Here is a 25,774-nt window from a genome sequence, read left to right as displayed (position 1 = left end):
CTGGCCACAGCGCGTGTGCGACATGGGCCACTGCTGGTCCCGCGCCCGCAGATCAGTGCTTGGCGGGCAGGAACCCGATCCGCTCATACGTGGTGGCGAGAGTCTCCGCGGCGACCGCCCGGGCCTTCTCCGCGCCCTTGGCGAGGATCGAGTCCAGGGTCTCCGGGTCGTCCAGATACTCCTGCGTACGGGTGCGGAACGGGGTCACGAACTCGGCCATGACCTCGGCGAGATCCGTCTTCAGCGCACCGTAGCCCTTGCCGGTGTACTTCTGCTCCAGTTCCGGGATACCGGTCCCGGTGAGCGTGGAGTAGATGGTGAGCAGGTTGCTGACGCCCGGCTTCTCCGCCGGGTCGAAGCGGATCACGGTGTCCGTGTCGGTGACCGCGCTCTTGACCTTCTTGACGGTCGCCTTCGGCTCGTCGAGCAGGTTGATCAGGCCCTTGGGGTTGGCCGTGGACTTGCTCATCTTCGCCGTCGGATCCTGAAGATCGAAGATCTTCGCCGTCTCCTTGAGGATGTACGGCTTCGGGACGGTGTACGTCTGCCCGTACCGGCCGTTGAACCGCTCGGCCAGGTCGCGGGTCAGCTCGATGTGCTGGCGCTGGTCCTCACCGACCGGCACCTCGTTGGCCTGGTACAGAAGGATGTCCGCGACCTGCAGGATCGGATACGTGAACAGACCGACCGTCGCGCGGTCCGAACCCTGCTTCGCCGACTTGTCCTTGAACTGCGTCATCCGCGAGGCCTCGCCGAAGCCCGTCAGACAGTTCATGACCCAGCCGAGCTGCGCGTGCTCGGGCACATGGCTCTGCACGAACAGGGTGCAGCGCTCAGGGTCCAGACCGGCCGCGAGCAGCTGGGCCGCGGCGAGCCGGGTGTTCGCGCGCAGCTCCGCCGGGTCCTGCGGCACCGTGATCGCGTGCAGGTCGACGACCATGTAGAAGGCATCGTGGGACTCCTGCAGCGCAACCCACTGGCGCACGGCGCCCAGGTAGTTGCCGAGGTGGAACGAGCCTGCGGTGGGCTGGATTCCGGAGAGCACACGGGGTCGGTCAGTCGCCATGCCGACCATTCTCGCAGGCTCCGGAAACTGCTCGGCACTCAGGAAACTGATCGGGAACGGACTGGAACCGATCCTTCGCCTCCGGTGTATCAAAGGTGTGAGAACGCGGGAGGGGGGCCTCATCGTCGTCGACGAGGGCTCGGTGATCGCCCGGGTGCGCGCCGGCGAGGCGGAGGCGTACGCGGAGCTGGTGCGCGCCCACACCCCGGTGGCGCTGCGCGCCGCTGTCGCCTTCGGCGCGGGCCACGATGCGGAGGATGTGGTGCAGGCCGCGTTCTTCAAGGCGTACCAGTCGCTTGGCCGCTTCCGGGACGGCTCGTCGTTCAAGCCGTGGCTGCTGCAGATCGTGGTGAATGAGACGAGGAACACAGTCCGCTCGGCCGGCCGCCTCAGAGCCCTCGCCGGCCGCGAGGCAGCCCTGCACGCCGCCGAACCACTGATACCGGAATCGGCCGACCCCGCCTTCGCCGCCCTCGCCCAGGAGCAGCGGACGGCGCTGCACACCGCGCTCGAAAGACTGAGCCGCGACCACCGCGCCGTCGTCACCTGCCGCTACCTCCTGGAGATGGACGAGGCGGAAACGGCCGAGACGCTGGGCTGGCCCCGCGGCACGGTGAAGTCACGGCTGAACCGCGCCCTGAAGAAGCTGGGCAGACTGCTGCCCTCGGAACACCTGCGGGACGGGAAGGGAGGTGAGGAGAGTGAGTGAGGTCGGCGAGGACAACGAGGGCGAGCGCGCCGAGCGGCGGCGCAGGCGCCGGGCGGAGGATCCCGAGACCAGGCGGCAGCGGGTCGAGGCGGAGCTGGCACTGCTGCGGAGCCGGATGTCCGTGCCCGACGTCGACGGGCACACGATGGCCGAGCGCGTCCTGGCCCAGCTGGTCGCCGAGCATGTCGGCGCCCCCGCCGCACAGCCACCCGGCCGCCGCGAGCGGCTGACCGGGTGGCTGCGGCGGTTCACCACATGGCTGCGGCTGCGGCGCGCCCGGCTCGCGGCCGGCGTGTGCGGCCTCCTCGTCGCCGCCGCCCTCACCCCTCCCGTACGGGCCGCGGTCGCCGACTGGTTCGACTTCGGCGGCGTCCGGGTGCGCCCCGCCCCCACCGCCCCGCCTCCGGCGGCACCCGCCGTCCCCGGCTGCGAGCAGGGCCTGTCCCTGCAGCAGGCCGAACGGCGCGCGGGCTTCAAGCCACTGCTGCCCAAGGAGCTGACCGCACTGTCCGCCCCACCCGCCGCGTCCGTCACGGACGACGGGCGGGTCCTCTCCCTGTGCTGGACCGACGCCAAGGGCAAGGTGATCCGCCTCGACCAGTTCGACGCCACGCTCGACCCCATGTTCACCAAGGAAGTCGGCCAGGAATACGAATGGGTCGAGGTCGACGGCGGTACGGGCCTCTGGTTCGACCGTCCGCACCGGCTCACCCTGCGCCTGACGAACCCCGAAGGAAAGCCGTACAGCCCCCAGGTGCGCACGGCGGGTCCCACCCTGGTCTGGCAGGAGCGGACGGGCTCGCGGACACTGCGGCTCGAAGGGGTCGGGATGCGGGAGCGGGCCGTGGAGATCGCGGAGTCGGTGCCGGGGCCGCAGCGCTGAGGCCGCCGCAGGCGCCCGGAATTCGTCCGGCCGAGGTGGGAACCCGGCGGGCGCGAGCGGTGTACCAGAAGTGAATCGGCGCGGAGAGCCGCGTCGGGGACCTTCGGGAGAACGCATGCGTACGGTACGGAAGTTGGCGACTCTGCTCGGCACGCTGGTGGCCGGGCTCGCCCTGATCCTGCTCGGAGCACCGGCCGCCACGGCAGGCGGACCCACGAGCGTGCTGCTCGCCTCACCGACCACGGCGAAAGCGGCAGCGCTCACCGCCCAGGGAGACCGTTACCAGCAGCTGTCCGACCTGCTTGACATCGGCACATCGGTGGAGGGCGAAAAGGCCCCGTCCATGGACAAGTTGCTGGACGGCCAGATGGTGAACGTCACCTGGATGATCCATGACGTGGAGCCGTGGCGCGTCGACCGAATCTATGTCCTGCCGCCCGGGAAGGGCATCTCCCCCGTCTGGATCCACACAGCGGGCGGAGCGGGCGAGTCCCTCGATCTGGCCAACGGCACCTGGCACAGGCCCCGCCTCCCCGCCGACCTGACGGGATTCCTGGCCTCGCTCAAGCTGCTCCACTACTCCGGCGCGGGCGACTTGGTCCCGCCGCCCGAGGACCGCACTCCCGACGAGAGCACGGACGACGCCGCGAACACCAACCAGGACACCCCGGCCGCCACCGGCACCGACCGCAGCACCCCCACCGCCACCCCCAGCACCGACGTGGCCACCGGCTGGTGGTGGGCCTTCCCCGGAATCGCCGCCGGAGCAGCACTCGCCCTCGGCAGCCGCCCCCTCGCCCGCCAACTCCCGTCCCTGACCACCAGGTTGCGCGAATCCCGGGCCGCCACCCGTGAGGAGGGAACGCGGGGGGAGCTGATAGACCGCTGACCGACAGCAGCCCACCCGCTCCCCCCACACGCCACGTCGCGCCTGCGCGCGGCCGCTCAGGTCAGGTCGATCCCCGGGTACATCAGGTCAGGTCGATCCCCGGGTACAGGGGGAAACCGGACAGCAGATCAGTGGCCCGCTGCGCCACCTCGTCCGAGACCTTCGCAGCCAGCACATGCTGAGCCTTCGACGGAGCACCCGACTTCGTCGTCCCCGGCTCGGCAGCCTTGAGCACCGTGTCGATCAGCCCCGCGATCTCATCCATCTCCGCCGCGCCCAGACCACGCGTGGTCAGCGCGGGCGTACCGATCCGGATTCCGGAGGTGTACCAGGCACCGTTGGGGTCGGCGGGAATCGCGTTGCGGTTCGTGACGACCCCGGAGTCAAGGAGCGCCGACTCGGCCTGCCGCCCCGTCAGCCCGTACGACGAAGCCACATCGATCAGATTGAGGTGATTGTCCGTACCACCCGTCACCAACGTCGCACCACGCCGCATCAACCCCTCGGCCAGCGCACGGGAGTTGTCCACCACACGCTGGGCGTAATCACGGAAGGAGGGCTGCCGCGCCTCCGCCAGCGCCACCGCCTTCGCCGCCATCACATGCGGCAGCGGCCCGCCGAGCACCATCGGGCACCCGCGGTCCACCTGGTCCTTGAGCGAGTCGTCGCACAGCACCATGCCGCCCCGCGGACCCCGCAGCGACTTGTGCGTGGTGGTCGTGACGATCTGCGCGTGCGGCACGGGATCGAAGTCCCCGGTGAGCACCTTGCCGGCGACGAGCCCGGCGAAGTGCGCCATGTCGACCATGAGCGTGGCACCGACCTCGTCGGCGATCTCGCGCATGATGCGGAAGTTCACGAGACGGGGGTAGGCGGAGTAACCGGCCACGATGATCAAGGGCTTGAAGTCACGGGCGGTCTTGCGGAGGGCTTCGTAGTCGATCAGGCCTGTGGCGGGGTCGGTGCCGTACGAGCGCTGGTCGAACATTTTTCCGCTGATGTTCGGGCGGAAGCCGTGCGTCAGGTGGCCGCCCGCGTCCAGGGACATACCGAGCATGCGCTGATTGCCGAAGGCCTGGCGGAGTTCGGCCCAGTCGGCGTCGCTGAGGTCGTTGACCTGGCGAGCGCCGGCGCGCTCCAGGGCCGGCGCCTCCACCCGGTCGGCGAGCACGGCCCAGAAGGCGACGAGGTTGGCGTCGATACCGGAGTGCGGCTGGGCGTATGCGTGGCGGGCGCCGAAGAGCTCGCGGGCGTGTTCGGCGGCGAGGGATTCCACGGTGTCGACGTTGCGGCAGCCGGCGTAGAAGCGGCGGCCGATGGTGCCCTCGGCGTACTTGTCGCTGAACCAGTTGCCCATCGCGAGGAGGGTGGCCGGGGAGGCGTAGTTCTCGGAGGCGATCAGCTTGAGCATCTCGCGCTGGTCGTGCAGCTCCTGCCCGATGGCGTCGGCGATGCGCGGTTCGACGCCGCGGATCACCTCAAGCGCGCTGTTGAAAGCCGTGGAGGCGGTGGCAGCCGTGGCGGAGGGAGAGGGGGCGGAGGGGGAGACGGACGGATCGGTCATGGTGTGGACCTCCGGAACGAAGACGATGCGTACAGGTTCGTCGTACTCGGTTCGGCCCAGGCGCACGGCACACAGTTCACGAGCCGCTCCCCGATGGTTGACCCCATCTCAGCGCGCCAGTCACGGCCCACGCGTCACCTTACCGGCAGGTGTCCGGGCGAGGTTTCCTCGTCCGCGATGCGAGCGACGATAGAGAAGTGGGCGACACCCCAGCCCTCACCGCACGATGAACGGAGACCCCGTGTCGACGACGGAAACGCGTACGGAAGCTTTGATCGCCTCGGCCGATGCGCGCAGTGCGCACAACTACCATCCGCTGCCCGTCGTGGTCGCCACGGCCGAGGGGGCCTGGATGACCGATGTGGAGGGGCGGCGGTATCTGGACATGCTGGCCGGGTACTCGGCGCTGAACTTCGGGCATGGCAACCGGCGTCTTGTCGACGCGGCGAAGGCCCAGCTGGAGCGGGTCACGCTGACGTCGCGGGCGTTTCATCACGACCGGTTCGCCGAGTTCTGCACGCGGCTCGCGGCGTTGTGCGGCATGGAGATGGTGCTGCCGATGAACACCGGCGCGGAGGCCGTCGAAACCGCCGTGAAGACCGCTCGAAAGTGGGGCTACAAGGTCAAGGGTGTGCCGGACGGTGCGGCGCGGATCGTGGTCGCGTCGGACAACTTCCACGGCCGGACCACCACGATCGTGAGCTTCTCGACGGATCCCGAGGCGCGGGCGGACTTCGGTCCGTACACGCCGGGCTTCGACGTCGTGCCGTACGGGGATCTCGACGCCCTGCGCGAGGCGGTCACGGACGAGACGGTGGCCGTGCTGCTCGAGCCGATCCAGGGCGAGGCGGGGGTCCTGGTGCCGCCGGCGGGCTATCTGCCGGGGGTGCGGGAGCTGACGCGGGAGCGGAACGTGCTGTTCATCGCGGATGAGATCCAGTCGGGGCTCGGGCGGACGGGGAAGACCTTCGCGTGTGAGCACGAGGGGGTCGTCCCGGACATGTACATCCTCGGCAAGGCGCTGGGCGGCGGGGTCGTGCCGGTGTCGGCCGTCGTGTCCTCGCGGGAGGTGCTCGGGGTGTTCCGGCCGGGTGAGCACGGGTCGACGTTCGGCGGGAACCCGCTGGCGTGCGCTGTGGCCCTCGAAGTGATCGCGATGCTGGAGACGGGTGAGTACCAGGCGAAGGCCACGGAGCTGGGCGAGCATCTGCACCGCGAGCTGGGACTGCTGGTCGGCGGCGGTGCGGTGCGCGCGGTGCGCGGGCGCGGGCTGTGGGCGGGGGTGGACATCGATCCGTCGTACGGGACGGGCCGGGAGATCTCCGAGAAGCTGATGGACCGCGGTGTCCTGGTGAAGGACACGCATGGGTCGACGATCCGGATCGCGCCGCCGCTGGTGATCAGCAAGGAGGATCTGGACTGGGGTCTCGACCAGTTGAAGGCCGTGCTGGACGCGGGTGAGGAGGGCGAGGCGGGCGAGGTGTAGGCCCGCGACCGGGGAGGCCCAACGGGTGAGCCCACCGGGAGCGCTCAGAGGATCACGTGCGGCAGGAAGCGGGCGTACTCGTCCGTGATCAGGCCGGATGATTCGCGGATGCCGAGTCCCGCTGCCTCGTCCTCGACCACCCACGCGCCGAGGACGACGTGGTTGCCGTCGAAGGCGGGCAGCGGGGCCAGCTCCTGGTAGCAGCACGGTTCGTCGCGTACGAGGGGAGCGGCGCTGCCGGCGTCGGCGTCCGTGTGGATGGTGACGCCCGCGCCTTCGCGGCCAAGCAGCGGTTTGGCCACGTACGAGGTGAGGTCGCGGGGGCCGTCGAGGTAGGCGGGGAGCAGGTTGGGGTGGCCGGGGTAGAGCTCCCAGAGGATGGCGAGCAGGGCCTTGTTGGAGAGGAGCATCTTCCAGGCCGGTTCGATCCAGAGGGTGCTTCCGGTGCCGCCGCCGTTGTCGAGCGTGTCGAGGACGTGGTCGCCGAAGCGGTCCGTGGCGAGCCACTCCCACGGGTAAAGCTTGAAGCAGGCGCGGATGAAGCCGAGGCGGTGGTCGACGAAGCGGCTGGAGAGCCGGTCCCAGCCGATGTCCTCGACGGGGATGGCGACGGTGTCGAGGCCGGCCTGTTCGGCGGTCTCCTGGAGGTAGGCGACCGTCATCAGGTCCTCGCCGAGTTCGTCGGCGGTGGAGTGCGCGAAGTGCACGGGGGCGCCGGGCGGCAGGAGTTTCGCCTGCTTGCGCCAGGCGTCGACGAGGCGTTCGTGCAGGGAGTTCCACTGGTCGGCGCCGGGGAAGCGCTCTTCCATCCAGAACCACTGGGGGCTGGCGGCCTCGACGAGGGAGGTGGGGGTGTCCGCGTTGTACTCGAGGAGTTTGGCGGGGCCGGTGCCGTCGTAGCGGAGGTCGAACCGGCCGTAGAGGGAGGGGAGTTCGGCGCGGCGGCGCCAGGCCTCGGCGATGCGGGCGGCGAGGTGGGGGTCGGTGATGCCGAGGTCGGCGAAGCGGTCGTGTTCGACGATGTACGCGGCTGCGGCCAGGCACATCGCGTGGAGTTCCTCGACGACGTCTTCCAGGGCCTCGACCTCGGGCAGGTCGAAGACGTAGTAGGCGCTCTCGTCCCAGTAGGGGCGCAGGGAGTCGTCGGGGTAGCGCGTGAGCGGGTAGATGACGCCCTGTTCCTCGACGGTCTGCTGCCAGTCGGGGCGGGGTGTGATGGTGCGGCGTTCCATGGCGGTGACCGGTCCGCTCAGCCGCCGCCGGAGCCCGAGCCGGAGCAGCCGAAGCCGCCGCGGTCCACGGCCTCGGAGCGGCTGAAGGTGCCGTAGTCGGCGCGGCCGCGGTCGACTTCGGCGTCGTAGTACCAGTCGCCGTCCACGCGGTTGCCGCCCGAGCGGCCGGAGCTCCCGGTGCGGCTCTTGCGGGAACTGGAGCTGCTGTCGCAGTACTTGGAGTCGACGACCTTGTAGCCGGTGGCGTAGTCGTAGTTGTCGCGGTCCACGCAGCGCTTGTCGGGGTCGGAGCCGCAGGCGGACAGGGCGGCGGCGAGGACGCCCATCCCGCCGAGGATCACCGTGCTCGACCGCATCCGGCGCGGCTTCTTCTCGGCTGTCATGTTCACTCCCCCTGTCGAACTGCGCACGCGAGCATAGCCACACCCGCGCGGCGGCCGGAAAACGCCCCTGGGGCCCGGGGAAGCCTAGAGTCCTTTTGTGCTCATTGGGATGATCTGTGCGCTCGCCTCCGCGGTCTGCTTCGGTGCGGCCTCCGTGCTGCAGGCCGTCGCCACCCGCGCCATCGCGCCCGGTACGGGGTCCGGGGTGGACCCGGGGCTGCTGATGCGGGTGCTCAGGCAGTGGCGGTATCTGGCGGGGCTCGGGCTGGACGGGCTCGGCTTCGTGCTGCAGATCGTGGCCCTCAAGCACATTCCGATCTACGCGGTGGGCGCGGCCCTCGCCGGCAGTCTCGCCGTGACCGCGCTGATCGCCACGCGGCTGCTGCACATCAAGCTGAGCCACGCGGAGTGGACGGCCATCGCGGTGGTGTGCGCGGGGCTGGCGATGGTGGGGCTCGCGGCGGGGGCCGAGGGCGAGAAGTCCGGTTCGGACGCGCTGAAATGGGCGCTCCTGGCGGCGTCCGTGCTGCTCCTGCTCGTGGGCGCGGCGGGCGGCCGGCTCCCCGACAAGCCGCGCGCGCTGGTGCTCGGGCTCGGGGCGGGGCTCGGCTTCGGGGTGGTGCAGGTGGCGGTGCGCCTGATCGACGAGTTCAGCTTCGACGAGCTGCTGACCAACCCCGCCACGTATGCCCTGCTGATCGGCGGCGGCGGCGCGTTCCTGCTGCTGACCTCGGCCCTGCAGCGCGGCTCGGTGCCGACGGCGACGGCGGGCCTCGTCCTCGGCGAGACGATCGCACCGTCGCTGGTCGGCGTGATCTGGCTGGGCGACGAGACCCGGGCCGGGCTCGGATGGCTGGCGGTCCTCGGCTTCGCGGTGGCGGTGGCCGGGGCGCTGGCGCTGGCGAGGTTCGGGGAGGCGCCGGTGGAGGAGAGTCCGACGGGGGTGTGAGGTCAGGAAGCCGGCAGTGCCGCGCCCGTCACGACAGGACGCCGCACAACGCTTCCAGCGCCCCTGCCCAGGCATGATCCGGCGGCGTCCCGTACCCCACGACGAGCCCGTCACGGGGCGGGGTGGTCGCCTCGGGGTGGCGGAAGAAGCCGAGGCCCTGGACGTGTACACCGCGCCAGGCCGCCGCGCGGAGCACCGACTGCTCGGTGCCGGGCGGCAGGTCGAGCACCGCGTGCAGGCCCGCCGCGATGCCGCTGACGCGGACGTGCGGGGCGCGTGCGGCGAGCGCGGCGACGAACTCGTCCCTGCGGCGGCGGTACTTGAGGCGCATGCCTCGTACGTGATGGTCGTACGCCCCCGAGGTGAGGAAGTCCGCGAGCGCGAGCTGGTCGACGGCGCTGCTCTGCCAGTCCGAGACGCCCTTGGCCTCGGCGACCTGCGCGGCGAGGTCGGCGGGCAGCACCAGCCAGCCGATACGGAGCGCGGGGGCGAGGGACTTGCTGGCGGTGCCGCAGTAGACGACGCGGTCGGGGTCGAGGCCCTGGAGGGCGCCGACGGCCTGGCGGTCGTAGCGGAACTCGCCGTCGTAGTCGTCCTCCAGGATCACCCCGCCGGTGCGGCGCGCCCAGTCGACGGCCTGGGCGCGGCGGGCCGGGGCGAGCGGGTTGCCGAGCGGGAACTGGTGCGCGGGGGTGATGAGCAGCGCGCCCTCGGCGCCCAACGCCTCGGTACGTGTGCCGAGTCCGTCGAGCGGGAGCGGCGGGATGGCCAGGCCCTCGTCCGTGAGGTGCTGCCAGTGGTGCGCGAGCCCGTACGACTCGACGGCGACGGACGTGGCGCCGCGGGTGCGCAGGACGCGGGCGAGGAGCTGCAGGGCGCCGACGAAGCCCGCGGTGATGACGATGCGGTCGGGTTCGGCGTGGACGCCGCGGGCGCGCGAGAGGTAGTCGGCGAGTGCGGTGCGCAGTTCGAGGCGGCCGCGCGGGTCGCCGTAGTCGAAGGCGTCGTGCGGGGCGGCGAGCAGGGCGCGGCGGGTGGCCTTCGCCCATTCCGTACGCGGGAAGGAGCTGACGTCCGGGGAGCCGGGATGCAGGTCGTACGTGACCTTGGCGGCGCGCCGCGGGGCGGGACGCGGAGTCTTCGGTGCGGGGACGGTGCGCTCGGCGACGCGCGTGCCGGAGCCCTGGCGTGCGGTGAGCCAGCCCTCGGCGACGAGGTCGGCGTAGGCGTCGGCGACCGTGTTGCGGGCGATGCCCAGGTCGGCGGCGAGGGAGCGGGAGGACGGCAGGCGGGTGCCGGGGGTGAGCCGGCCGCCGCGTACCGCGTCGCGCAGGGCGTCGGTGAGACCCTTGCGGACGCCGGAGCGGCCCAGGTCGAGGTGCAGGTCGACGCCCAGATTGGCCCATGAATCCACCATGGAAATGGACCATACCGGCAGGGCCACCCGCCGGTAGTTTCGATGGCATGAGCAACGAATACGCCCCCGAGCACACCCCCCGCCTCAACATCGGCCAGCACATGCCCGACTTCTACAAGGCGATGATCAAGGTCGACGGCGCCTCGCGTGCCGGGCTCGACCCGGTGATCGCCGAGCTGGTGAAGATCCGCGCGTCGCAGCTGAACCACTGCGCGTTCTGCCTCGACATGCACACCAAGGACGCCCTCGCGATGGGCGAGACGGTGGAGCGGATCATCCAGCTCAGCGGCTGGGAGGAGTCGCGGCACTTCTACACCGAGAAGGAGGCGGCCGCGCTCGAACTGACCGAGGCGGTCACGGTGATCACGGACGGCTTCGTGCCGGACGAGGCCTGGGAGAAGGCGGCCAAGCACTTCGACGAGGCCGAGCTGGCGGCGCTGCTCGCGGTCATCACGGTGATCAACGCGTGGAACCGGATCGCGGTCAGCACGCGGATGGTCCCGGGTCACTACACGCCGGGGTCGGTGGCGCACCGGCCGAAGGACTGAGCGGCGGTACGTGAAGGGGGCGGGTCGCCAACGGCGGCCCGCCCCTCCACGTACGTCACGCGTGAAGCGTCACTTCTTCGGAAGCCACTTCTCCCACGTCGCCTTGTTGTCGTTGATCCACTTCTCGGCCGCCGCGTCCGGGCTCAGCTTGTCCACCTTCATCAAGGTGACGACCTTGTCCTGGTCCGCGTTCGACCACTCGAAGTTCTTCAGGAACTCGGCGGCGTCGCTGCCGCCCTTCGCGAACTCGGCGTTCAGGAACTTCTCCAGGTCGACCTGCGGGTAGCCGCAGTCCGCCTTCTCGACGGGCTCGTTGCAGCCCTCGGTGAACTCGGGGAGCTTCACCTCGACCAGGTCGATCTGGTTCTGCAGCAGCTGCGGGGTCCACCAGTACGTGAGGAACGGCTTCTTGGCCTTGTAGAGCCGCTCGATCTCCTTCTGCTGGGCCGCCTCACTGCCGCTCGGCACGTGGGTGAAGTCCAGCTTCAGGTTCTCGATGATCCCCTTGTCGTGCTGCGAGTACTCGGGGTCCGCGCCGATGAACTGGCCCTTGCCGCCGCTCTCCGAGGTCTCGAAGTCCTTGGCGTGCTTGTTGAGGTTCTTCCAGTCGGTGATGTCCGGGTTCTTGTCGACGTAGTACTTCGGCACGTACCAGCCGATGTGCCCCTTGACGCCGAGGTTGCCGCCGGAGACGACCGACTTCTTCTCGTCGACGAACTCCTTGATCTCGTTGGGGTTGCCGTGCCAGTCCTCCAGGAGCGCCTCGGCCTGGCCGCCGTCGAGCGCCTTGAAGGCCGCGGCCTCGTTCATCTGCTTGACCTCGACCTTGACGTCGAGCTCGTCCTCGAGCAGCTTCTTCGCCACGGCGATGTTCGCCTCGGCGCCCGCCCAGTTGGGCTGCGCGAGAGTGATCTCCTTGCCGTCCGAGCCCTTGCTGCCGGTCTCGGCGGCGCCACAGGCGCTCAGGGCCACCATGGCGGCGACGCCGGTGGCCGCGATCAGGGAATTGCGTATCGGCTTGCTGTTCATCGAAAGGGTCTTCCTTTTCTGGCGGGAGTACGAGGACGTACGTGCGGCGGCTTGCGGCCGCGCGGTGTTCAGCGGCGGCGCGGCTGCGAGAGGCGGTCGAGCATGATGCCGAGGCAGACGATGGCGATGCCGGCCGGCAGGCCGAGACCCAGGTCGCTCTTCGCCAGGGCGTAGACGACGTCGTATCCGAGCGCGCCGCCGGCGGTCATGCCGCCGATCACGACCATGGAGAGCACCAGGACGACGCCCTGGTTGACGCCGACGAGCAGACCCCGGCGGGCCAGCGGGAGCTGGACCTGGAGGAGCTGCTGGCGGCTTGTCGCGCCGAGTGACACGGCCGCCTCCACGGCGGTCGGATCGACCTGCTTGAGCGACTGGGTGGTGATCCTGATGACGGCCGGGACCGCGAACACCACGGCGGCCAGCACTCCGGTGGTGCGGCCGAGCCCGAGCAGCGCGATGGCCGGGATGAGATAGACGAACTGCGGCATCGTCTGCATCACGTCGAGCACCGGCCTCAGCAGCCGCTCCAGCCACGGCAACCGGTGCGCGGCAATACCGGTCAGGACACCGAGCACGACGGTGACGAGGAGCGCGCCGAGCACCTGGGAGAGCGTGTCGAGCGCCGGATCCCACAGCCCGAGCACACCGATCACGGCCAGGCAGGCGGTCGCCGACAGGGCGGCGCGCCAGGTGCCGACGACCCAGCCCAGTGCGGCCACCAGGAGCACGAGCGCCCACCACGGGGTGTCGAGGAAGGTGCTGCGCACGGGGTTGAGCACGTACTCGGCGAAGCCCTTGCCCCAGGTGAGCGTGCCGCCGATGAGCGGGATGCCGGAACCGAGGTGTTCGGTGACCCAGTCCACGGCGGACTGCAGGTTCGCGCCGATGCTCACGGTCTGTTCGGCGGGCCACTCGGCCGCGCCGATGCGGCTGCCGAGCGTGGCGAACACCGCGAAGACCGCTCCGAACAGGGCCCATACGCCGATCCGCAGCCGCTTGGTGAACGCGCTGATGCCGAGACCGGTCTCCTCGTCGATCCGCTCACCGGCCGCCGCGGTCGTACGGTCGAGGAGCACCGCGACCAGGACGATGCCCGTGCCCGCGACGATCGCGGAGCCGACGTCGAGGCTGTTGAGGGCGCGGTAGATCTCGTTGCCGAGGCCGCCCGCGCCGATCAGCGAGGCGAGCACCACCATCGAGAGGCTCATCATGATGGTCTGGTTGAGGCCCAGCATCATGCTCTTGCGCGCGAGCGGGAGTTGGGCGGTGAGCAGCCGCTGCCGGCCGCTCGCTCCGAGCGATGTGGCGGCTTCGAGCGCCGCGGGGTCGGCCGAGCGCAGACCGAGCGAGGTGAGGCGGGCCATCGGCGGCGCCGCGTAGATGACCGTGGAGATCAGCGCGGGTGCGGTGCCGATGCCGAACACCAGCATCAGCGGCAGCAGATACGCGAGCGCCGGCATGATCTGCATGGTGTCGAACACCGGCCGGAGCAGCCGTTCGCAGCGGTCCGAGAGGCCGGCCGCGAGACCGAGCAGCAGTCCGAGCAGCGCCGCGGCGATCACCGCGACGGTCATCAGGGCGAGGGTCTCCATGGTCTTGGCCCACAGGCCCAGGACACCGACGGCCACGAACACGCCGAGCGCGGTGGCGGCGGTGCGCAGGGCGCGGCGCGACAGGTCGGCGCCGCCGGCGGCCCAGGAGCCGAGGGTGGCGACGACGGTGACACCGATCCAGCCCATGGCCTCGAACAGCTCGACCAGGAAGTCCGCGGAGGACTCGGTGAAGTTGCTGATGTGCAGCAGGAAGTAGAGGAACAGCGGGTGCGTGGTGCGGTTGTCGTTGAGCCACGCGTTGAGGTCGTCCAGCGGGCTCTCCACGTCCACCCGCAGGGCCTTGGGCCAGGACGCGGTGTCACCGATCGCCGCGGTGACGGCGACCAGGAGCAGGACGGCGACCAGGACCACAGCCTTGGGATGCGCCATCACCCGCGCCACGGCCCCGGGTGACTGCGAGGCACCCGGCGTGTCGCTCTTCAACGGACGGTCGAGGGTCGGGGCACTCATATCGCGCGCCCCCTCGTACTGCGTACGGAGCGGCTCATACGGCGGCCACCGCCTTGTCCTGCTGGTCCCCCGCGTCGCCGTCCAGGCCGGCGACCACGGCGAGCAGCCGGGACTCGTCGACGACGCCGAGCGTGCGGTTGCCCTCGACGACGCGGCAGTGCTCTCCGGTGCGGGCGACGGCCTCGATGGCGTCGACGACCAGGGTGTCGGGGCCGATCGCCGGTCCGGAGGTGGCCTCCTCGCCGTCGGCGGGGCGCATGGCGCGGCGCACCGAGATGACCTGCTCGCGGGCCACGTCACGGACGAAGTCCCGTACGTAGTCGTCCGCGGGGTTGGCGACGATCTCCTCGGGCGTGCCCAGCTGCACGATGCCGCCGTCGCGCATCAGCATGATGCGGTCGCCCAGGCGCAGCGCCTCGGAGAGGTCGTGGGTGATGAAGACCATGGTGCGGCCCTCTTCGCGGTGCAGGCGGATGACCTCCTCCTGCATGTCGCGGCGGATCAGCGGGTCGAGGGCGCTGAACGGCTCGTCGAAGAGCAGCACTTCGGGGTCGACGGCGAGCGCGCGGGCCAGCCCGACGCGCTGCTGCTGGCCGCCGGAGAGCTGGCCGGGGCGGCGGTTCTCCAGGCCGGCGAGGCCGACCTTCTCGACGACCTGCTGCGCCTTCGCGCGGCGTTCGGCCTTGCCCATGCCCTGGATCTCCAGGCCGTAGGCGACGTTGTCGAGGACGGTGCGGTGCGGCAGGAGGCCGAAGTTCTGGAAGACCATCGCGGCGCGGTGGCGGCGCAGTTCGCGCAGCCGGTTCTTGTCCATGGCGAGGACGTCCTCGCCGTCGATGGCGATCGAGCCGGAGGTCGGCTCGATGAGGCGCGTCAGGGTCCGTACGAGCGTGGACTTGCCGGAGCCGGACAGGCCCATGACGACGAAGACCTCGCCGCGCTGCACCTCGAAGCTGACGTCGCGCACGGCGGCCGTGCAGCCGGTCCTCTCGCGGAGTTCGGCGACGGACAGGCCGGCGTAGTCGGCGTTGCCGGGGATCTTGGCGGCCTTCGGCCCGAAGACCTTCCACAGGTCGCGCACGGCGAACACCGGGCCGGACTTCGCGGAGTCCGCAGCCCCGGACTTCGCCGCCCCGGACTTCGCGGCCCCAGGCTTCGCAGCCCCGGACTTGGTCATGTCGGCGGTCATCAGGCATCACTCCCGGTCAGCAGCTCGGCGCATTTCTCGCCCACCATCAGGACCCCGATCATCGGGTTGACCGCGGGCATCGTCGGGAAGACGGACGCATCGGCGATCCGGACGCCGCTGAGGCCGCGGACGGTCAAGTCCGGGGACACTACGGCAAGTTCATCAGCGGAGGCACCCATTCGGCAGGTGCCCGCCGGGTGGTACACGGTGTGGGCGACCTGCCGTGCGTACGCGCTGAGCTCCTCGTCGCCGGTGACCTCGGGTCCCGGGGCGACCTCACGCTTGAGCCAGGACGCGAGCGGTTCGGCCTGCGCGATCTCGCGGGCGATGCGGATGCCGTCGACGAGGGTGCGGCCGTCGTAGTCGTCCTCGTCGGTGAAGTACCGGAAGTCGAGGGCGGGCTTGGCCTCGGGGTCCGCGCTGGTCAGATACAGCCGGCCGCGGCTCTTGGGCTTCGGGATGTTCGGCGTCATCGAGACGCCGTGCGGCGGCCGCTCGTACCCGATCCGCTCCGGGTTGTCCGTGAACGGGATCTGGTAGAAGTGGAACATCAGGTCGGGGCCCTTGAACTCCGGGTCCCTGCGCACGAAGAGACCGGCGTCCGAGTCCATCGCCGAGTTCTCCGGGATGGGTCCGTGCGTCTCCCAGACGATCACGGACTCGGGGTGGTCGAGCAGGTTCTCGCCGACGCCCGGCAGGTCGTGCACCACGGGTATCCCGAGCGCTTCGAGCTGCTCGCGCGGGCCGATGCCCGAGTGCAGGAGCAGCCGCGGGGTGTCCACGGCGCCCGCGCACACGATGACCTCGCGCGCCGCCTCGACGTAGACCTCCTCGCCGTCCTTCGTGCGGACATGGACGCCGCGGGCCCGCGAGCCGTCCAGCTCCAGCTTGTACGCCCACGTCTCGAGGAGGACCGTGAGGTTGGGGCGCTCGTCCATCACGGGGTGGAGATACGCGACCGAGGCGCTGGAGCGCTTGTTGTCCTCGGGGTGGTACGCGAGGTCGAAGAAGCCCACGCCCTCGTCGAAGGGTGCCCGGTTGAAGCCCTCGACGCGCGGGACGCCGAGCGCGGTCCGCGCGGCGTCCACGAAGTCCCGGGCTATCGCGTTCCGGTCCTTCTCGTCGACGGGGACGATGTTGTTGAGGAGCTTGTCGAAGTACGGCGCCATCGCCGCGGCGTCCCAGCCCTCGGCCCCGTGCTCGGCCCACTCGTCCCAGTCGGACGGCAGCGGCCTGAACGCGATCAGGGTGTTGTGGCTGGAGCAGCCGCCGAGCACGCGGGCGCGGCTGTGCCGGATGTGCGAGTTGCCGCGCGGCTGCTCGGTCGTCGGGTAGTCGTAGTCGAGTTCACCGCCGAGCAGGCCCATCCAGCGGCGCAGGGTGAGGACATCGTCACGCCCCACATCGCTCGGCCCGCCCTCGATGACGGCGACCGAGACCTGTGGGTCCTCGGTCAGCCGGGAGGCGATCACCGATCCTGCGGTGCCGCCTCCGACGACGACGTAGTCGTACTGAGGCATGTGTTCCCCTTCGTGGTGGTGCAAAGGTTCTTCGCGTAATGGCGCGTGGTGCGTGGCGCGTGCTGCGTGGGCGGTTCGCCGGGTGGTCAGCCGGCGAACCAGCGGACCGGCTTCGGGTCCAGGTTCTGGTAGATGTGCTTGGTCTCCCGGTACTCGGCGAGACCCGACGGGCCGAGCTCGCGCCCGACCCCCGACTTGCCGAAGCCGCCCCACTCCGCCTGCGGCAGATACGGGTGGAAGTCGTTGATCCAGACGGTGCCGTGCCGCATCCGGCGCGCCATCCGCCGCGCCTTGGCGACATCCGGGGTCCATACGGCGCCCGCGAGCCCGTACTCGGTGTCGTTGGCGAGCGCCAGCGCCTCGTCCTCGGTGGTGAAGGTCTCGACGGTGAGGACCGGCCCGAAGACCTCCTCGCGGACCACCTTCATGCCGTTGTGGCACCGGTCGAGGACGGTCGGCTCGTAGAACCAGCCCTCGGCGGACCGGACTTCGCTGGGTGCGGGCCGCTTGCCGCCGGACCGCAGCACGGCCCCTTCGGCCAGCGCCGACGCCACGTACGCCTCGGTCTTGTCCAACTGCTGCTGCGATACGAGGGGTCCGCACTCGACGCCGTCACCGGTGCCGCGGCCCAGCCGGATCTGACCGGCGCGGCGGGCGAGTTCGGCGACGAAGCGTTCGCGGACGCTCTCCTCGATGATGAGCCGGCCGCCGGCCGAGCAGACCTGGCCGCTGTGGATGAACGCGGCGTTCAGGGCCTGGTCGACGGCGGTGTCGAAGCCTTCTTCGGTGGCGCAGGCGTCGGCGAAGACCACGTTGGGGTTCTTGCCGCCGAGTTCGAGCGCGACCTTCTTGACGCTCTTCGCGGCCGCCTCGGCCACCTTCGTACCGGAGACGAGGCCGCCGGTGAAGGAGATCAGGTCGACGTCCGGGTGCTCGGCGAAGCGCGCGCCGACCGTGTGCCCGGGACCGGTCACGATGTTCGCGACACCGGCCGGCAGACCGGCCTCCGCCAGGAGGCGGATCAGCTCGACGGTCGTCAGCGGGGTGATCTCGCTCGGCTTGATGACGAAGGTGTTGCCGGCCGCGAGCGCCGGGGCGATCTTCCAACTGGCCTGGAGCAGGGGGTAGTTCCAGGGCGTGATCATCGCGCAGACACCGACCGGCTCGTGCACGACGGTGCTGTGCACGGTGTCGGAGCCCGCGTCGACGACCCGCCCCGGACCCTCGCCGACGACGAGGTCGGCGAAGTACCGGAAGGCGTCGGCCACGCAGTCGACGTCGACGCGGCCCTCCTCGACGGTCTTGCCCGCGTCCTGGCTCTCCAGGCGTCCGAGCGTCTCGCGGTCCCGTACGAGCAGGTCCGCGACCCGGCGCAGAAGTGCGGCCCGCTCGGCCACCGGCGTGTGCGGCCAGGGGCCTTCGTCGAAGGCGCGGCGGGCGGCGGCGATCGCCTGATCGGCGTCATGGGTGCCGCCCTCGGCCACGGTCGTGAACGGACGGGCCTCCGCGGGGTCGAGGATCTCGCGCGTGGCACCGTCGAGGGCGTTCCGCCACTCTCCGTCCACGTGGATGGTCTGTTGTGCCGACACTTCGCGTCTTGCCTTCCGTTCCCGAAACATTCACCCCGCGTCATCACGTGTGATCGGATGCCCCTGCCCTGGAGGGCGCAAAGCATGCGCATCGGCTGTCCGAAAGTGGCCTGGCTCACTCGGCGCTAGGATCGTTCGCCCCGAACCTGCCCCACTGGGCGGTCTGTTCCCTAACGAGGAGAAGCGATGACCAGGACACGTCGAGGGACGCTGCGCGCCGCGGGGGTCACGCTCTGTGCGGGCCTGCTGCTCGGGACGCTCGCCGCGTGCGGAGACGACTCGGGAGGGTCGGGCGGCGGGATCGCCGACAAGAGCGCCAAGGAGATCAGCGACGCGGCGCAGCAGGCGCTGCTCGACGCGAAGTCCCTGAAGATGCAGCTGGACAGCGGTGGCGCGGCCACCGGCGGCGGCCCCGAGTCCTTCGAACTGGCCGTGGACCAGGACGGCAACTGTGCCGGCACCTTCGAGATGGGCGCCGGCAAGGGCAGCTTCGACATCCTCAAGCGCGGCGACAAGGTCTGGATCAAGGCCGACAAGGACTTCTGGAAGACGATGGGCGGCCCGCAGGGCGGCGCCATCGCCACTCTCCTGGGCGACCGCTACCTCGTGGGCGACGCCAACGACCCCCAGATGAGCGAACTCTCCTCCTCCTGCAACCTCAAGGAACTGCAGAAGGAAATGGAGTCCGACAACGACTCGGACAACGTGAAGAAGGGCGGCACGTCCAGCGTCGACGGCCAGGAGACGATCACGATCGAGGCCACGGAGGACGGCGAGAAGAGCACCATCGACGTCGCCACCGAGGGCGAGCCCTACCCGTTGAAGATCGTCAGCAACGAGGACGGCAAGGAGCAGACGGTCCTGCTCTCGGACTACGACAAGCCGGTCCCGAGCGACACACCGCCTGCCTCGGAGACGGTGGACATCAAGGAACTGCAGAAGCAGCAGCAACAGCAGTCCTGACACCCGCTGCGCGCCCCCGGGTGCGTGAACGCCGAAGTCCCGGCCTCCGCAAGGGAGTCCGGGACTTCGGCGTCGTACGGGTGGAGCCGCTCAGATCAGGCCGAGCGAACGGACCGCCTCGCGCTCCTCGGCGAGCTCCTTGACGGAGGCGTCGATGCGGGCGCGGGAGAACTCGTTGATGTCCAGGCCCTGGACGATCTCGTACTTGCCGTCCTTGGTGGTGACCGGGAAGGAGGAGATCAGGCCCTCCGGGACGCCGTAGGAGCCGTCGGACGGGATACCCATGGAGACCCAGTCGCCGTCGGCGGTGCCGTTGACCCACGAGTACACGTGGTCGATGGCGGCGTTGGCGGCGGAGGCGGCCGACGAGGCGCCGCGGGCCTCGATGATCGCCGCGCCGCGCTTGGCGACGGTCGGGATGAAGTCGTCGGCCAGCCACTGCTCGTCGTTCACGACCTCGGCCGCGTTCTTGCCGCCGACCGTGGCGTGGAAGATGTCCGGGTACTGCGTGGCGGAGTGGTTGCCCCAGATCGTGAGCTTCTTGATCTCGGAGACCGGGACACCGGTCTTCTTCGAGAGCTGCGAGAGCGCACGGTTGTGGTCGAGGCGGGTCATCGCGGTGAAGCGCTCGGCCGGTACGTCCGGGGCGGCGGCCTGGGCGATCAGGGCGTTCGTGTTCGCCGGGTTGCCGACCACGAGGATCTTGACGTCGTCCGCGGCGTGGTCGTTGATGGCCTTGCCCTGCGGCTTGAAGATGCCGCCGTTGGCCTCGAGCAGGTCACCGCGCTCCATGCCCTTCGTGCGCGGGCGGGCGCCGACGAGCAGACCGACGTTGGCACCCTCGAAGCCCTTGTTCGGGTCGTCGAAGATGTCGATGCCCTGGAGCAGCGGGAAGGCGCAGTCGTCGAGCTCCATGGCGGTGCCCTCGGCGGCCTTCATGCCCTGCGGGATCTCCAGGAGACGCAGCTTGACCGGCACGTCCTGGCCGAGCAGATGGCCGGAGGCGATACGGAAGAGCAGTGCGTAACCGATCTGGCCGGCCGCGCCGGTGACGGTGACATTCACGGGAGTGCGGGTCATGGCGATCTCCGTTAAGACAGCTGGCGGTGGGGCGTCCCTGCCCCGAGTCCTGTGGGCTCCCCGGCGACGTCACGTTGATCGATCTCTTGACGTCAAGGGAGATCCACCGGTCAGGCTATCGCGCCCGGCGCACCCTTTGACTCCGGCCTTGTGTGGTCCGGCCCACACGCCACCCGTACGGAAACGGCCGCCGCTCCGGGAGAGGAAAACGCGGCGGCCGTGCAAGCCCGGGTCACTCCGGCTCCGTGCAGCCCTCCTGGCCGTCCCCGAGCACCGCGCACGCCGTGGCGTCGTCGGCGCTCTTGACCGGGATCATGGTCGTGTACGCGTCGAGGTCCGCGTTGACCTCGGCGGTACGGGTCTTCTCGCCCTTCGCGCGGATCTCCACCGTGTCACCGGGACTGGCCGTGGTGATACGGGCCCAGGCCGCGCCGCACGTCTTGCTGTAGCGGACCTCGACCAGGGCCGTGCCGACCTTCCGCTTGACCGGGGTCGCGGCGAGCGTGCCGCCGCAGCCCATGTTCTCCGGGTCCTTGCCGGCGCAGGAGTCACCCTGGCACTCGACACCCTCGGGCAGCTCGGGACCGGTCTCGGTGGGCGTCGCGGGCGGCTTGGTGGCGCCCGGGTCGCCGTCGTCCTTGCCGAAGTCGGTGAGGAAGACCGCGGCCGCGATGACGATCAGCGCACCGACGACGCCCGCGAGGAACATCGTCAGCTTGCGCTTCCTGCGCTGCCCGTCCGGCGAACCGGACGACCGCGGCGGCGCCGCGACCCGCCCCGGACCGGACGGCGGCCCGTAGGAACCGGCGCCGGACGAGGGTGCGGCGGTCCGCGGTGCGTACGCGGCCGCCGGCTGGGTCGGCGGGTGGGCCGTGGCGGCACCACCCGGTCCGGCGGCCGCGGCCGTGCGCGGCTTGCCGTTCCTGCCCTTGGCCGGACCCGGGCCGAACTCGCCGAGCGCGGCGCGCGCCTGCGAGATCCGGATCGCTTCCATCGTCATGTCGTGACGCATCTCGGAGCGGCTCCAGGCGCGCTCCGCGAGCTCCCACATGGTGGTCAGATGCATCGGGTTGGTGCCGGTGACCTCGGCCAGGGCCACTATGGCGCCCTTGGGCGCGAGCAGCCGGCCGTTGAGATAACGCTCCCACGACGTCTTGCTGTAGCCCGTACGGTCCGCCACCGCGGCGATGCTCAGCCCGCTGCGGTCCACGAGCCGCCGCAGCTGGCTCGCGAACTCGCGTACCTGCGGGTCGAGTTCCTCCGGCAGCGCCCTCCAACGAGGCATTGCTTCCCCCTTGTCCCCCCGTGTCGTGCCCAGACGTACCCTCGTGCGACGCCCTGCATGCCCTGGCCCCCGACCGGACAGACCGGACGGAAGCTCCCCCATGGCTAACCAATGGGATGCCCAAAGCAAGGGTGTCAGTTCCCCCGGCACCGGCGCACGGGAGCGTTTCGGGTCAGGGCTCGCCCCGGTGCGCGCCCCGTTCGGTCATCAGAAGTGTCCCATCCGCGTCCCATGGCCCGCGGGGGAACCCCAGGTCAGCGTACGGGACGTCCCGGACCGTCCCGGTCACGCTTCGGCGGCTTTTGTACCAAGTCGGAGACCGGACACGCTCCTTGGTGTCCACGCACCACGAGGGGGGAGCACAGATGCACCTCAGCAAGCAGCGCAGGGTCACCGTCGCGGCGGTTTCGGTGGCGGCCGGAGCCGGACTGGTCCTCACCGGTCTCGCACCGACCGCGGCGGCGTCGGGCCGGCCGTACGTGATCGACGGGCACGGCAGTCCGACGGACGACTGGAGGGACGAGGGGAACCTGTCACGGCACTCGTACGCGCACAGCAACGCGACGCGGCTGTGGCAGACGATCCTGTGGGCGGACGGCGCCAAGTACAAGGGGTCGGACGGAAGGTGGCACGCGTTCACGCGGTGGGACATCGACGGCCGGTTCGGGCCGCGCACCCACTCGGCGACGAAGTACTGGCAGGACCGTGAGGGGATCAGGGTCGACGGTGTCGTCGGCCGGCAGACCTTCGGGCTCGCCGACAACTTCCTCGACCGGACCGGCCGCCACCGGATCACGTACACGGGCTACGACCGCCAGGTGAACTTCAAGCGCGTGGGCGGCCTGTACTACGTCAAGGCCGGTGGCGCCTGGAAGAAGGCCGCGTACACCTGGGCGAACTGATCCGGTCGCGCGGCGCACCGCCGCCGTGACCTCCCCCGGGCCGGGCTCCTCACCTTGTGGCGAGGAGCCCGGTCGTCTGCGCGACGACGTAGAGCAGCGCGGCGAGCAGCAGCGCGATCACCGCGACCGCCGTGTACGCGAGGAGGCGCCAGGGCGGGGCGGAAGGCGGTTCGTCCTGGGGCACCCACCACGGCAAGGTGTCCTCGTCGTCGTCCGCGGCCACGGCTTCCGCGGCGACGGCTTCCGCGGAGGCCTCATCGCGTACGCCCGGCGGATCCTCCGCCCGCGGCCAGACCCGCATCGCCAGTTCCCAGCGTGCCCCGCAGCGCGCCGCCTCCGCGGCGTCGAGGCCCGCGACGCGGCACAGCGCGAGGACGGCCTGGCGGGGCGGCGGCTGCTGGCCGTTCAAGTAGCGCTGCCAGGAGGACTTGCTGTAGGCGGTGCGCGCGCCGAGCGCGACGAGGCTCAGTCCCGTGCGGTCCTTGAGCGCCCTCAACTGCTCGACGCAGTGCACCACTTCGGCCGGAAGACCTTCCGGCAACGGCTGCCAGATCCCCACGGCTCACCCCCCAGCCGGCACCTTCACCGGTTTGTCCCACTGACGGAGGGAGTGAGGGATTCGGTTCCCTTGCGGAGGGGGCGTGCAGAGGTACGGCGCCGTGGCCCGGCGGCGGTGTGCGGGGATACGGCGCCGTGGCTCAACCGCTGATCGTGAAGTGGAGCGTCTCGTTCAGGAACGGGATCTCCAGCCACGGCTCCGGCTGGGCCATCAGCGCGAGCAGCACGATCGTCACGCCGAGCACGCCGTACGTGACCATGTCCGTGAACCGCGAGCGCACCGCCAGCATCCCGACCGACGGCAGCACACGGCGCAGCACCGCACCGCCGAGCAGCGCGGCACCGATCAGCAGGATCCCGATCCGCCAGCCCTCCTTGCCCAGATCGAGCGCCGTGACCAGCAGACCGAGACCGGTCACGGAGAGCACCGTGAGCATCGGCCACTGCCGGGCCGGCGCCGGGGCGTCGCCTGGCGCGGCACGGCCGCCGCCCTCGGGGCGCGCGGTGTCCTCGGTGACCGACGGGAAGCGGCGGGACTTGCGGGGCGCCGGCTCCGCCGCGGCCGTGGGCTCCTGCGGCGGGACCGCCCCGCCGTCGGCGCCGTCAGCCTGCGCCATGGCCCGCGGCCGCGCGCTCGGCGGCCTCGACGACGTTGACGAGCAGCTGGGCGCGGGTCATCGGGCCGACACCGCCCGGGTTGGGCGAGATCCAGGCCGCGACCTCGGCGACGCCGGGGTGCACATCGCCGACGATCTTGCCGTCGGCGTCGCGCGAGACACCGACGTCCAGGACCGCGGCGCCCGGCTTCACGTCCTCCGGGCGCACCAGGTGCGCGGAGCCGGCGGCGGCCACGATGATGTCGGCGCGCTTGAGGTGCGCGGAGAGATCACGCGTACCGGTGTGGCACTGCGTCACCGTCGCGTTCTCGGAGCGGCGCGTGAGCAGCAGCGGCATCGGGCGGCCGATGGTCACACCACGGCCGACGACCACGACCTCGGCGCCCTTGATCTCCACGCCGTACTGGCGGAGCAGCGTGAGGACGCCGTTGGGCGTGCACGGCAGCGGCGCCGGCTCGTTGAGGACGAGGCGGCCGAGGTTCATCGGGTGCAGACCGTCGGCGTCCTTGTCCGGGTCCATCAGCTCCAGGATGCGGTTCTCGTCGATGCCCTTGGGCAGCGGGAGCTGGACGATGTAGCCGGTGCAGGCCGGGTCGTCGTTGAGTTCGCGGACGACCGCCTCGATCTCCTCCTGCGAGGCCGTCGCGGGCAGCTCGCGCTGGATCGAGGCGATGCCGACCTGCGCGCAGTCGCGGTGCTTGCCCGCGACGTACTTCTGGCTGCCGGGGTCCTCACCGACGAGCACGGTGCCGAGCCCGGGCGTGATGCCACGGGCCTTGAGTGCTTCCACACGGACGGCGAGCTCGGCCTTGATCGCGGCCGCGGTGGCCTTGCCATCGAGAATCTGGGCGGTCATGGGACCCATCCTCGCCGATCGGGGTCCCCGGTCTCCAATCGGACCGGCCGCAGGGACCCCGCGGAGGGGTTTGGCCGGTCACATATGGAATGTGGCTGGACAAGCCAAGGACGGGCTAGAACCATGGCGGAACACAGTGCCGCGGGAGTAACCGGGGGGACGGCCGCTGCGACAAGACCTTCCTCCGTTGTGCGATCCGCGTCGTCCCCGCACGACCCACGGAGGAGTCAAGCGCCATGAGCTACGGCGACCCGAACAATCCCTATGGTCAGCCGCCCCAGCAGCCACCGGCCGCTCCCGGTTACGGCTATCCGCAGCAGGCACCGCCCTCCGTGCCGCCGCAGCAGGGCTACGGCTATCCCCAGCAGCCCGGCTACCCGGGGTACCCCGGCGGCAATGCGATGCAGCAGACGATGCCGGGCCTCCTCATGACGGCCCGCGTGTTCCTGTTCATCGTCTCGGCGGCCCAGATCCTGTTCTCGCTCGCCTATCTCTACGTCGCCGCGGTGGCCAACGACGTCTCCGACAGCGCGGACGACGTCGGCCTCTTCGGTGTGTCCGACAGTGCGGACTCCGCGGCCGGGATGCTCGTCGTCCTCGCCCTGGTCGCCGCGGGTCTCGCCGCGCTCTCCATCACGCTCGGCGTGAAGTTCGGCAACGGCGGCCAGGGCATCCGCGTGACCACCATCGTGTACGGGGCGCTCGGCACGATCGCCGGTCTGATCCTGCTCTTCGTCGGCATCGACACGGGCCTCGCGACGCTGGTGATCTTCCCGCTGATCTGGGTGGTCTTCGGCGTCATCATCACCGCAGCCCCGGCCACCCCCTCGGGCACGGCCTGGTTCGCGCGTCCGCGCTACTGAACCGTCCGTGCGGACCGACCGCTCGTCAAGGCCGCGCCCCCTCTCGTACGAGAGGGGGCGCGGCCTTTTCGTGTATGCGGCACGGTTTTCAGCGGTCCGCACCGAACCCGCCAGGACGCCCCAAAGGTGCC

General features: G+C 70.6%; 24 protein-coding genes and 1 riboswitch. Of the genes, 9 read left to right on the top strand and 15 right to left on the bottom strand.

Translation table 11 applies throughout. The features are described 5' to 3' along the window. Positions 1 to 52: 52 nt before the first annotated feature. Positions 53 to 1,066: a tryptophan--tRNA ligase gene (gene trpS, locus ACIBI4_RS08995; protein WP_399202973.1), complete on the bottom strand. Its 1,014-nt coding sequence runs from the start codon at positions 1,064 to 1,066 to the stop codon at positions 53 to 55. A 97-nt stretch (positions 1,067 to 1,163) separates the two neighbouring features. Between trpS and ACIBI4_RS08990 the strand changes: the two genes are divergently transcribed. The 3 genes from ACIBI4_RS08990 to ACIBI4_RS08980 all read left to right on the top strand — a co-directional run bounded on the left by ACIBI4_RS08990 (position 1,164) and on the right by ACIBI4_RS08980 (position 3,547). Next, a complete protein-coding gene (locus tag ACIBI4_RS08990) occupies positions 1,164 to 1,775 on the top strand; it encodes an RNA polymerase sigma factor (protein ID WP_399202972.1) in 612 nt (203 codons plus the stop codon). Then, positions 1,768 to 2,658 carry a hypothetical protein gene (locus ACIBI4_RS08985; protein WP_399202971.1) on the top strand — a complete coding sequence of 297 codons (891 nt, stop codon included), beginning with the start codon at positions 1,768 to 1,770 and terminating at the stop codon, positions 2,656 to 2,658. Before ACIBI4_RS08990 ends, ACIBI4_RS08985 begins: the two co-directional genes overlap by 8 nt. A gap of 115 nt (positions 2,659 to 2,773) precedes the next feature. Further along, entirely contained in the window at positions 2,774 to 3,547 is a 774-nt protein-coding gene (locus tag ACIBI4_RS08980; RefSeq protein ID WP_399202970.1) for a hypothetical protein, read from the top strand. Between the two features lie 82 nt (positions 3,548 to 3,629). On the opposite strand, the gene ACIBI4_RS08975 is transcribed toward ACIBI4_RS08980, so the two are convergent. Continuing rightward, positions 3,630 to 5,111, bottom strand: coding sequence for a glycine hydroxymethyltransferase (locus tag ACIBI4_RS08975; protein ID WP_399202969.1), 1,482 nt, complete (start codon positions 5,109 to 5,111; stop codon positions 3,630 to 3,632). A gap of 47 nt (positions 5,112 to 5,158) precedes the next feature. Next, positions 5,159 to 5,245, bottom strand: a riboswitch (ZMP/ZTP riboswitch). 92 nt (positions 5,246 to 5,337) lie between these two features. On the opposite strand from ACIBI4_RS08975, the gene rocD reads away from it, so the two are divergent. After that, complete coding sequence (gene rocD, locus ACIBI4_RS08970) at positions 5,338 to 6,597, top strand: ornithine--oxo-acid transaminase (protein WP_399202968.1); 1,260 nt, start codon at positions 5,338 to 5,340, stop codon at positions 6,595 to 6,597. Between the two features lie 44 nt (positions 6,598 to 6,641). On the opposite strand, the gene ACIBI4_RS08965 is transcribed toward rocD, so the two are convergent. Together ACIBI4_RS08965 and ACIBI4_RS08960 are read right to left on the bottom strand one after the other, a co-directional pair. Next, the gene (locus ACIBI4_RS08965) at positions 6,642 to 7,829 is read right to left on the bottom strand and encodes a glutathionylspermidine synthase family protein (protein WP_399202967.1); all 1,188 of its coding nucleotides are present in this window, start codon (positions 7,827 to 7,829) and stop codon (positions 6,642 to 6,644) included. Between the two features lie 17 nt (positions 7,830 to 7,846). Continuing rightward, positions 7,847 to 8,212: a hypothetical protein gene (locus ACIBI4_RS08960; RefSeq protein ID WP_399202966.1), complete on the bottom strand. Its 366-nt coding sequence runs from the start codon at positions 8,210 to 8,212 to the stop codon at positions 7,847 to 7,849. A gap of 109 nt (positions 8,213 to 8,321) precedes the next feature. Here ACIBI4_RS08960 and ACIBI4_RS08955 point away from each other — a divergent pair, with 109 nt between their 5' ends. Next, positions 8,322 to 9,161 (top strand): hypothetical protein, encoded by an 840-nt coding sequence (locus ACIBI4_RS08955; protein ID WP_399203232.1) that lies wholly within the window; start codon positions 8,322 to 8,324, stop codon positions 9,159 to 9,161. Positions 9,162 to 9,189: 28 nt separating this feature from the next. On the opposite strand, the gene ACIBI4_RS08950 is transcribed toward ACIBI4_RS08955, so the two are convergent. Continuing rightward, positions 9,190 to 10,578 carry a PLP-dependent aminotransferase family protein gene (locus ACIBI4_RS08950; RefSeq protein ID WP_399202965.1) on the bottom strand — a complete coding sequence of 463 codons (1,389 nt, stop codon included), beginning with the start codon at positions 10,576 to 10,578 and terminating at the stop codon, positions 9,190 to 9,192. 47 nt (positions 10,579 to 10,625) lie between these two features. On the opposite strand from ACIBI4_RS08950, the gene ACIBI4_RS08945 reads away from it, so the two are divergent. Beyond that, positions 10,626 to 11,126, top strand: coding sequence for a carboxymuconolactone decarboxylase family protein (locus ACIBI4_RS08945; protein ID WP_399202964.1), 501 nt, complete (start codon positions 10,626 to 10,628; stop codon positions 11,124 to 11,126). 69 nt (positions 11,127 to 11,195) lie between these two features. Here the strand turns inward: ACIBI4_RS08945 and ACIBI4_RS08940 are convergent, their stop codons facing one another. The 5 genes from ACIBI4_RS08940 to ACIBI4_RS08920 form a co-directional block, all read right to left on the bottom strand. Beyond that, positions 11,196 to 12,155 (bottom strand): glycine betaine ABC transporter substrate-binding protein, encoded by a 960-nt coding sequence (locus tag ACIBI4_RS08940; RefSeq protein ID WP_399202963.1) that lies wholly within the window; start codon positions 12,153 to 12,155, stop codon positions 11,196 to 11,198. A gap of 68 nt (positions 12,156 to 12,223) precedes the next feature. Continuing rightward, entirely contained in the window at positions 12,224 to 14,221 is a 1,998-nt protein-coding gene (locus tag ACIBI4_RS08935; protein WP_399202962.1) for an ABC transporter permease, read from the bottom strand. Positions 14,222 to 14,255: 34 nt separating this feature from the next. Then, on the bottom strand, positions 14,256 to 15,410 hold the full coding sequence (locus tag ACIBI4_RS08930) for a glycine betaine/L-proline ABC transporter ATP-binding protein (RefSeq protein WP_399202961.1): 1,155 nt from the start codon (positions 15,408 to 15,410) through the stop codon (positions 14,256 to 14,258). Next, a complete protein-coding gene (locus ACIBI4_RS08925) occupies positions 15,410 to 16,930 on the bottom strand; it encodes a GMC family oxidoreductase (protein WP_399202960.1) in 1,521 nt (506 codons plus the stop codon). The genes ACIBI4_RS08930 and ACIBI4_RS08925 overlap by 1 nt, the downstream gene beginning before the upstream one ends. A gap of 86 nt (positions 16,931 to 17,016) precedes the next feature. After that, positions 17,017 to 18,549, bottom strand: coding sequence for an aldehyde dehydrogenase family protein (locus ACIBI4_RS08920; RefSeq protein WP_399202959.1), 1,533 nt, complete (start codon positions 18,547 to 18,549; stop codon positions 17,017 to 17,019). A 156-nt stretch (positions 18,550 to 18,705) separates the two neighbouring features. Here ACIBI4_RS08920 and ACIBI4_RS08915 point away from each other — a divergent pair, with 156 nt between their 5' ends. Beyond that, positions 18,706 to 19,482, top strand: a complete 777-nt coding sequence (locus tag ACIBI4_RS08915) for a hypothetical protein (protein WP_399202958.1) — start codon at positions 18,706 to 18,708, stop codon at positions 19,480 to 19,482. Positions 19,483 to 19,572: 90 nt separating this feature from the next. Here ACIBI4_RS08915 and ACIBI4_RS08910 read toward each other — a convergent pair whose 3' ends face one another. Both ACIBI4_RS08910 and ACIBI4_RS08905 read right to left on the bottom strand, forming a co-directional pair. Beyond that, positions 19,573 to 20,562 carry a malate dehydrogenase gene (locus tag ACIBI4_RS08910; protein ID WP_399202957.1) on the bottom strand — a complete coding sequence of 330 codons (990 nt, stop codon included), beginning with the start codon at positions 20,560 to 20,562 and terminating at the stop codon, positions 19,573 to 19,575. A gap of 232 nt (positions 20,563 to 20,794) precedes the next feature. Continuing rightward, positions 20,795 to 21,847, bottom strand: a complete 1,053-nt coding sequence (locus ACIBI4_RS08905; protein WP_399202956.1) for a helix-turn-helix domain-containing protein — start codon at positions 21,845 to 21,847, stop codon at positions 20,795 to 20,797. Between the two features lie 365 nt (positions 21,848 to 22,212). Between ACIBI4_RS08905 and ACIBI4_RS08900 the strand changes: the two genes are divergently transcribed. Then, a complete protein-coding gene (locus ACIBI4_RS08900) occupies positions 22,213 to 22,749 on the top strand; it encodes a peptidoglycan-binding protein (protein WP_399202955.1) in 537 nt (178 codons plus the stop codon). 49 nt (positions 22,750 to 22,798) lie between these two features. On the opposite strand, the gene ACIBI4_RS08895 is transcribed toward ACIBI4_RS08900, so the two are convergent. From ACIBI4_RS08895 to ACIBI4_RS08885, 3 genes are all read right to left on the bottom strand, one after another. Beyond that, complete coding sequence (locus tag ACIBI4_RS08895) at positions 22,799 to 23,308, bottom strand: helix-turn-helix domain-containing protein (protein WP_399202954.1); 510 nt, start codon at positions 23,306 to 23,308, stop codon at positions 22,799 to 22,801. Positions 23,309 to 23,447: 139 nt separating this feature from the next. After that, positions 23,448 to 23,924 (bottom strand): DUF3017 domain-containing protein, encoded by a 477-nt coding sequence (locus ACIBI4_RS08890; RefSeq protein WP_399202952.1) that lies wholly within the window; start codon positions 23,922 to 23,924, stop codon positions 23,448 to 23,450. Then, positions 23,911 to 24,780, bottom strand: a complete 870-nt coding sequence (locus ACIBI4_RS08885; RefSeq protein ID WP_399202951.1) for a bifunctional methylenetetrahydrofolate dehydrogenase/methenyltetrahydrofolate cyclohydrolase — start codon at positions 24,778 to 24,780, stop codon at positions 23,911 to 23,913. Before ACIBI4_RS08885 ends, ACIBI4_RS08890 begins: the two co-directional genes overlap by 14 nt. Before the next feature lie 236 nt (positions 24,781 to 25,016). Here ACIBI4_RS08885 and ACIBI4_RS08880 point away from each other — a divergent pair, with 236 nt between their 5' ends. Further along, entirely contained in the window at positions 25,017 to 25,643 is a 627-nt protein-coding gene (locus ACIBI4_RS08880) for a hypothetical protein (protein WP_399202950.1), read from the top strand. Positions 25,644 to 25,774 lie beyond the last annotated feature (131 nt).

The sequence above is a fragment of the Streptomyces sp. NPDC050418 genome (assembly GCF_044458745.1).
GTDB lineage: Bacteria > Actinomycetota > Actinomycetes > Streptomycetales > Streptomycetaceae > Streptomyces.
Note: the sequence above shows the minus strand (reverse complement) of the source record. Positions and strands in the feature narration are given on the sequence as shown.

Excerpts from the sequence above, each read along its gene's own strand:
- ACIBI4_RS08890 (WP_399202952.1), bottom strand. The coding sequence starts at position 23,924 with ATGGCGCAGGCTGACGGCGCCGACGGCGGGGCGGTCCCGCCGCAGGAG.
- ACIBI4_RS08900 (WP_399202955.1), top strand. The coding sequence starts at position 22,213 with ATGCACCTCAGCAAGCAGCGCAGGGTCACCGTCGCGGCGGTTTCGGTG.
- ACIBI4_RS08930 (WP_399202961.1), bottom strand. The coding sequence starts at position 15,410 with ATGACCGCCGACATGACCAAGTCCGGGGCTGCGAAGCCTGGGGCCGCG.
- ACIBI4_RS08920 (WP_399202959.1), bottom strand. The coding sequence starts at position 18,549 with ATGTTTCGGGAACGGAAGGCAAGACGCGAAGTGTCGGCACAACAGACC.
- ACIBI4_RS08905 (WP_399202956.1), bottom strand. The coding sequence starts at position 21,847 with ATGCCTCGTTGGAGGGCGCTGCCGGAGGAACTCGACCCGCAGGTACGC.
- ACIBI4_RS08940 (WP_399202963.1), bottom strand. The coding sequence starts at position 12,155 with ATGAACAGCAAGCCGATACGCAATTCCCTGATCGCGGCCACCGGCGTC.
- ACIBI4_RS08910 (WP_399202957.1), bottom strand. The coding sequence starts at position 20,562 with ATGACCCGCACTCCCGTGAATGTCACCGTCACCGGCGCGGCCGGCCAG.
- ACIBI4_RS08955 (WP_399203232.1), top strand. The coding sequence starts at position 8,322 with ATGATCTGTGCGCTCGCCTCCGCGGTCTGCTTCGGTGCGGCCTCCGTG.
- rocD (WP_399202968.1), top strand. The coding sequence starts at position 5,338 with ATGAACGGAGACCCCGTGTCGACGACGGAAACGCGTACGGAAGCTTTG.
- ACIBI4_RS08975 (WP_399202969.1), bottom strand. The coding sequence starts at position 5,111 with ATGACCGATCCGTCCGTCTCCCCCTCCGCCCCCTCTCCCTCCGCCACG.
- ACIBI4_RS08925 (WP_399202960.1), bottom strand. The coding sequence starts at position 16,930 with ATGCCTCAGTACGACTACGTCGTCGTCGGAGGCGGCACCGCAGGATCG.
- ACIBI4_RS08945 (WP_399202964.1), top strand. The coding sequence starts at position 10,626 with ATGAGCAACGAATACGCCCCCGAGCACACCCCCCGCCTCAACATCGGC.
- ACIBI4_RS08885 (WP_399202951.1), bottom strand. The coding sequence starts at position 24,780 with ATGACCGCCCAGATTCTCGATGGCAAGGCCACCGCGGCCGCGATCAAG.
- ACIBI4_RS08950 (WP_399202965.1), bottom strand. The coding sequence starts at position 10,578 with ATGGTGGATTCATGGGCCAATCTGGGCGTCGACCTGCACCTCGACCTG.
- ACIBI4_RS08980 (WP_399202970.1), top strand. The coding sequence starts at position 2,774 with ATGCGTACGGTACGGAAGTTGGCGACTCTGCTCGGCACGCTGGTGGCC.
- ACIBI4_RS08965 (WP_399202967.1), bottom strand. The coding sequence starts at position 7,829 with ATGGAACGCCGCACCATCACACCCCGCCCCGACTGGCAGCAGACCGTC.
- ACIBI4_RS08935 (WP_399202962.1), bottom strand. The coding sequence starts at position 14,221 with ATGAGTGCCCCGACCCTCGACCGTCCGTTGAAGAGCGACACGCCGGGT.
- ACIBI4_RS08915 (WP_399202958.1), top strand. The coding sequence starts at position 18,706 with ATGACCAGGACACGTCGAGGGACGCTGCGCGCCGCGGGGGTCACGCTC.
- ACIBI4_RS08880 (WP_399202950.1), top strand. The coding sequence starts at position 25,017 with ATGAGCTACGGCGACCCGAACAATCCCTATGGTCAGCCGCCCCAGCAG.
- trpS (WP_399202973.1), bottom strand. The coding sequence starts at position 1,066 with ATGGCGACTGACCGACCCCGTGTGCTCTCCGGAATCCAGCCCACCGCA.
- ACIBI4_RS08960 (WP_399202966.1), bottom strand. The coding sequence starts at position 8,212 with ATGACAGCCGAGAAGAAGCCGCGCCGGATGCGGTCGAGCACGGTGATC.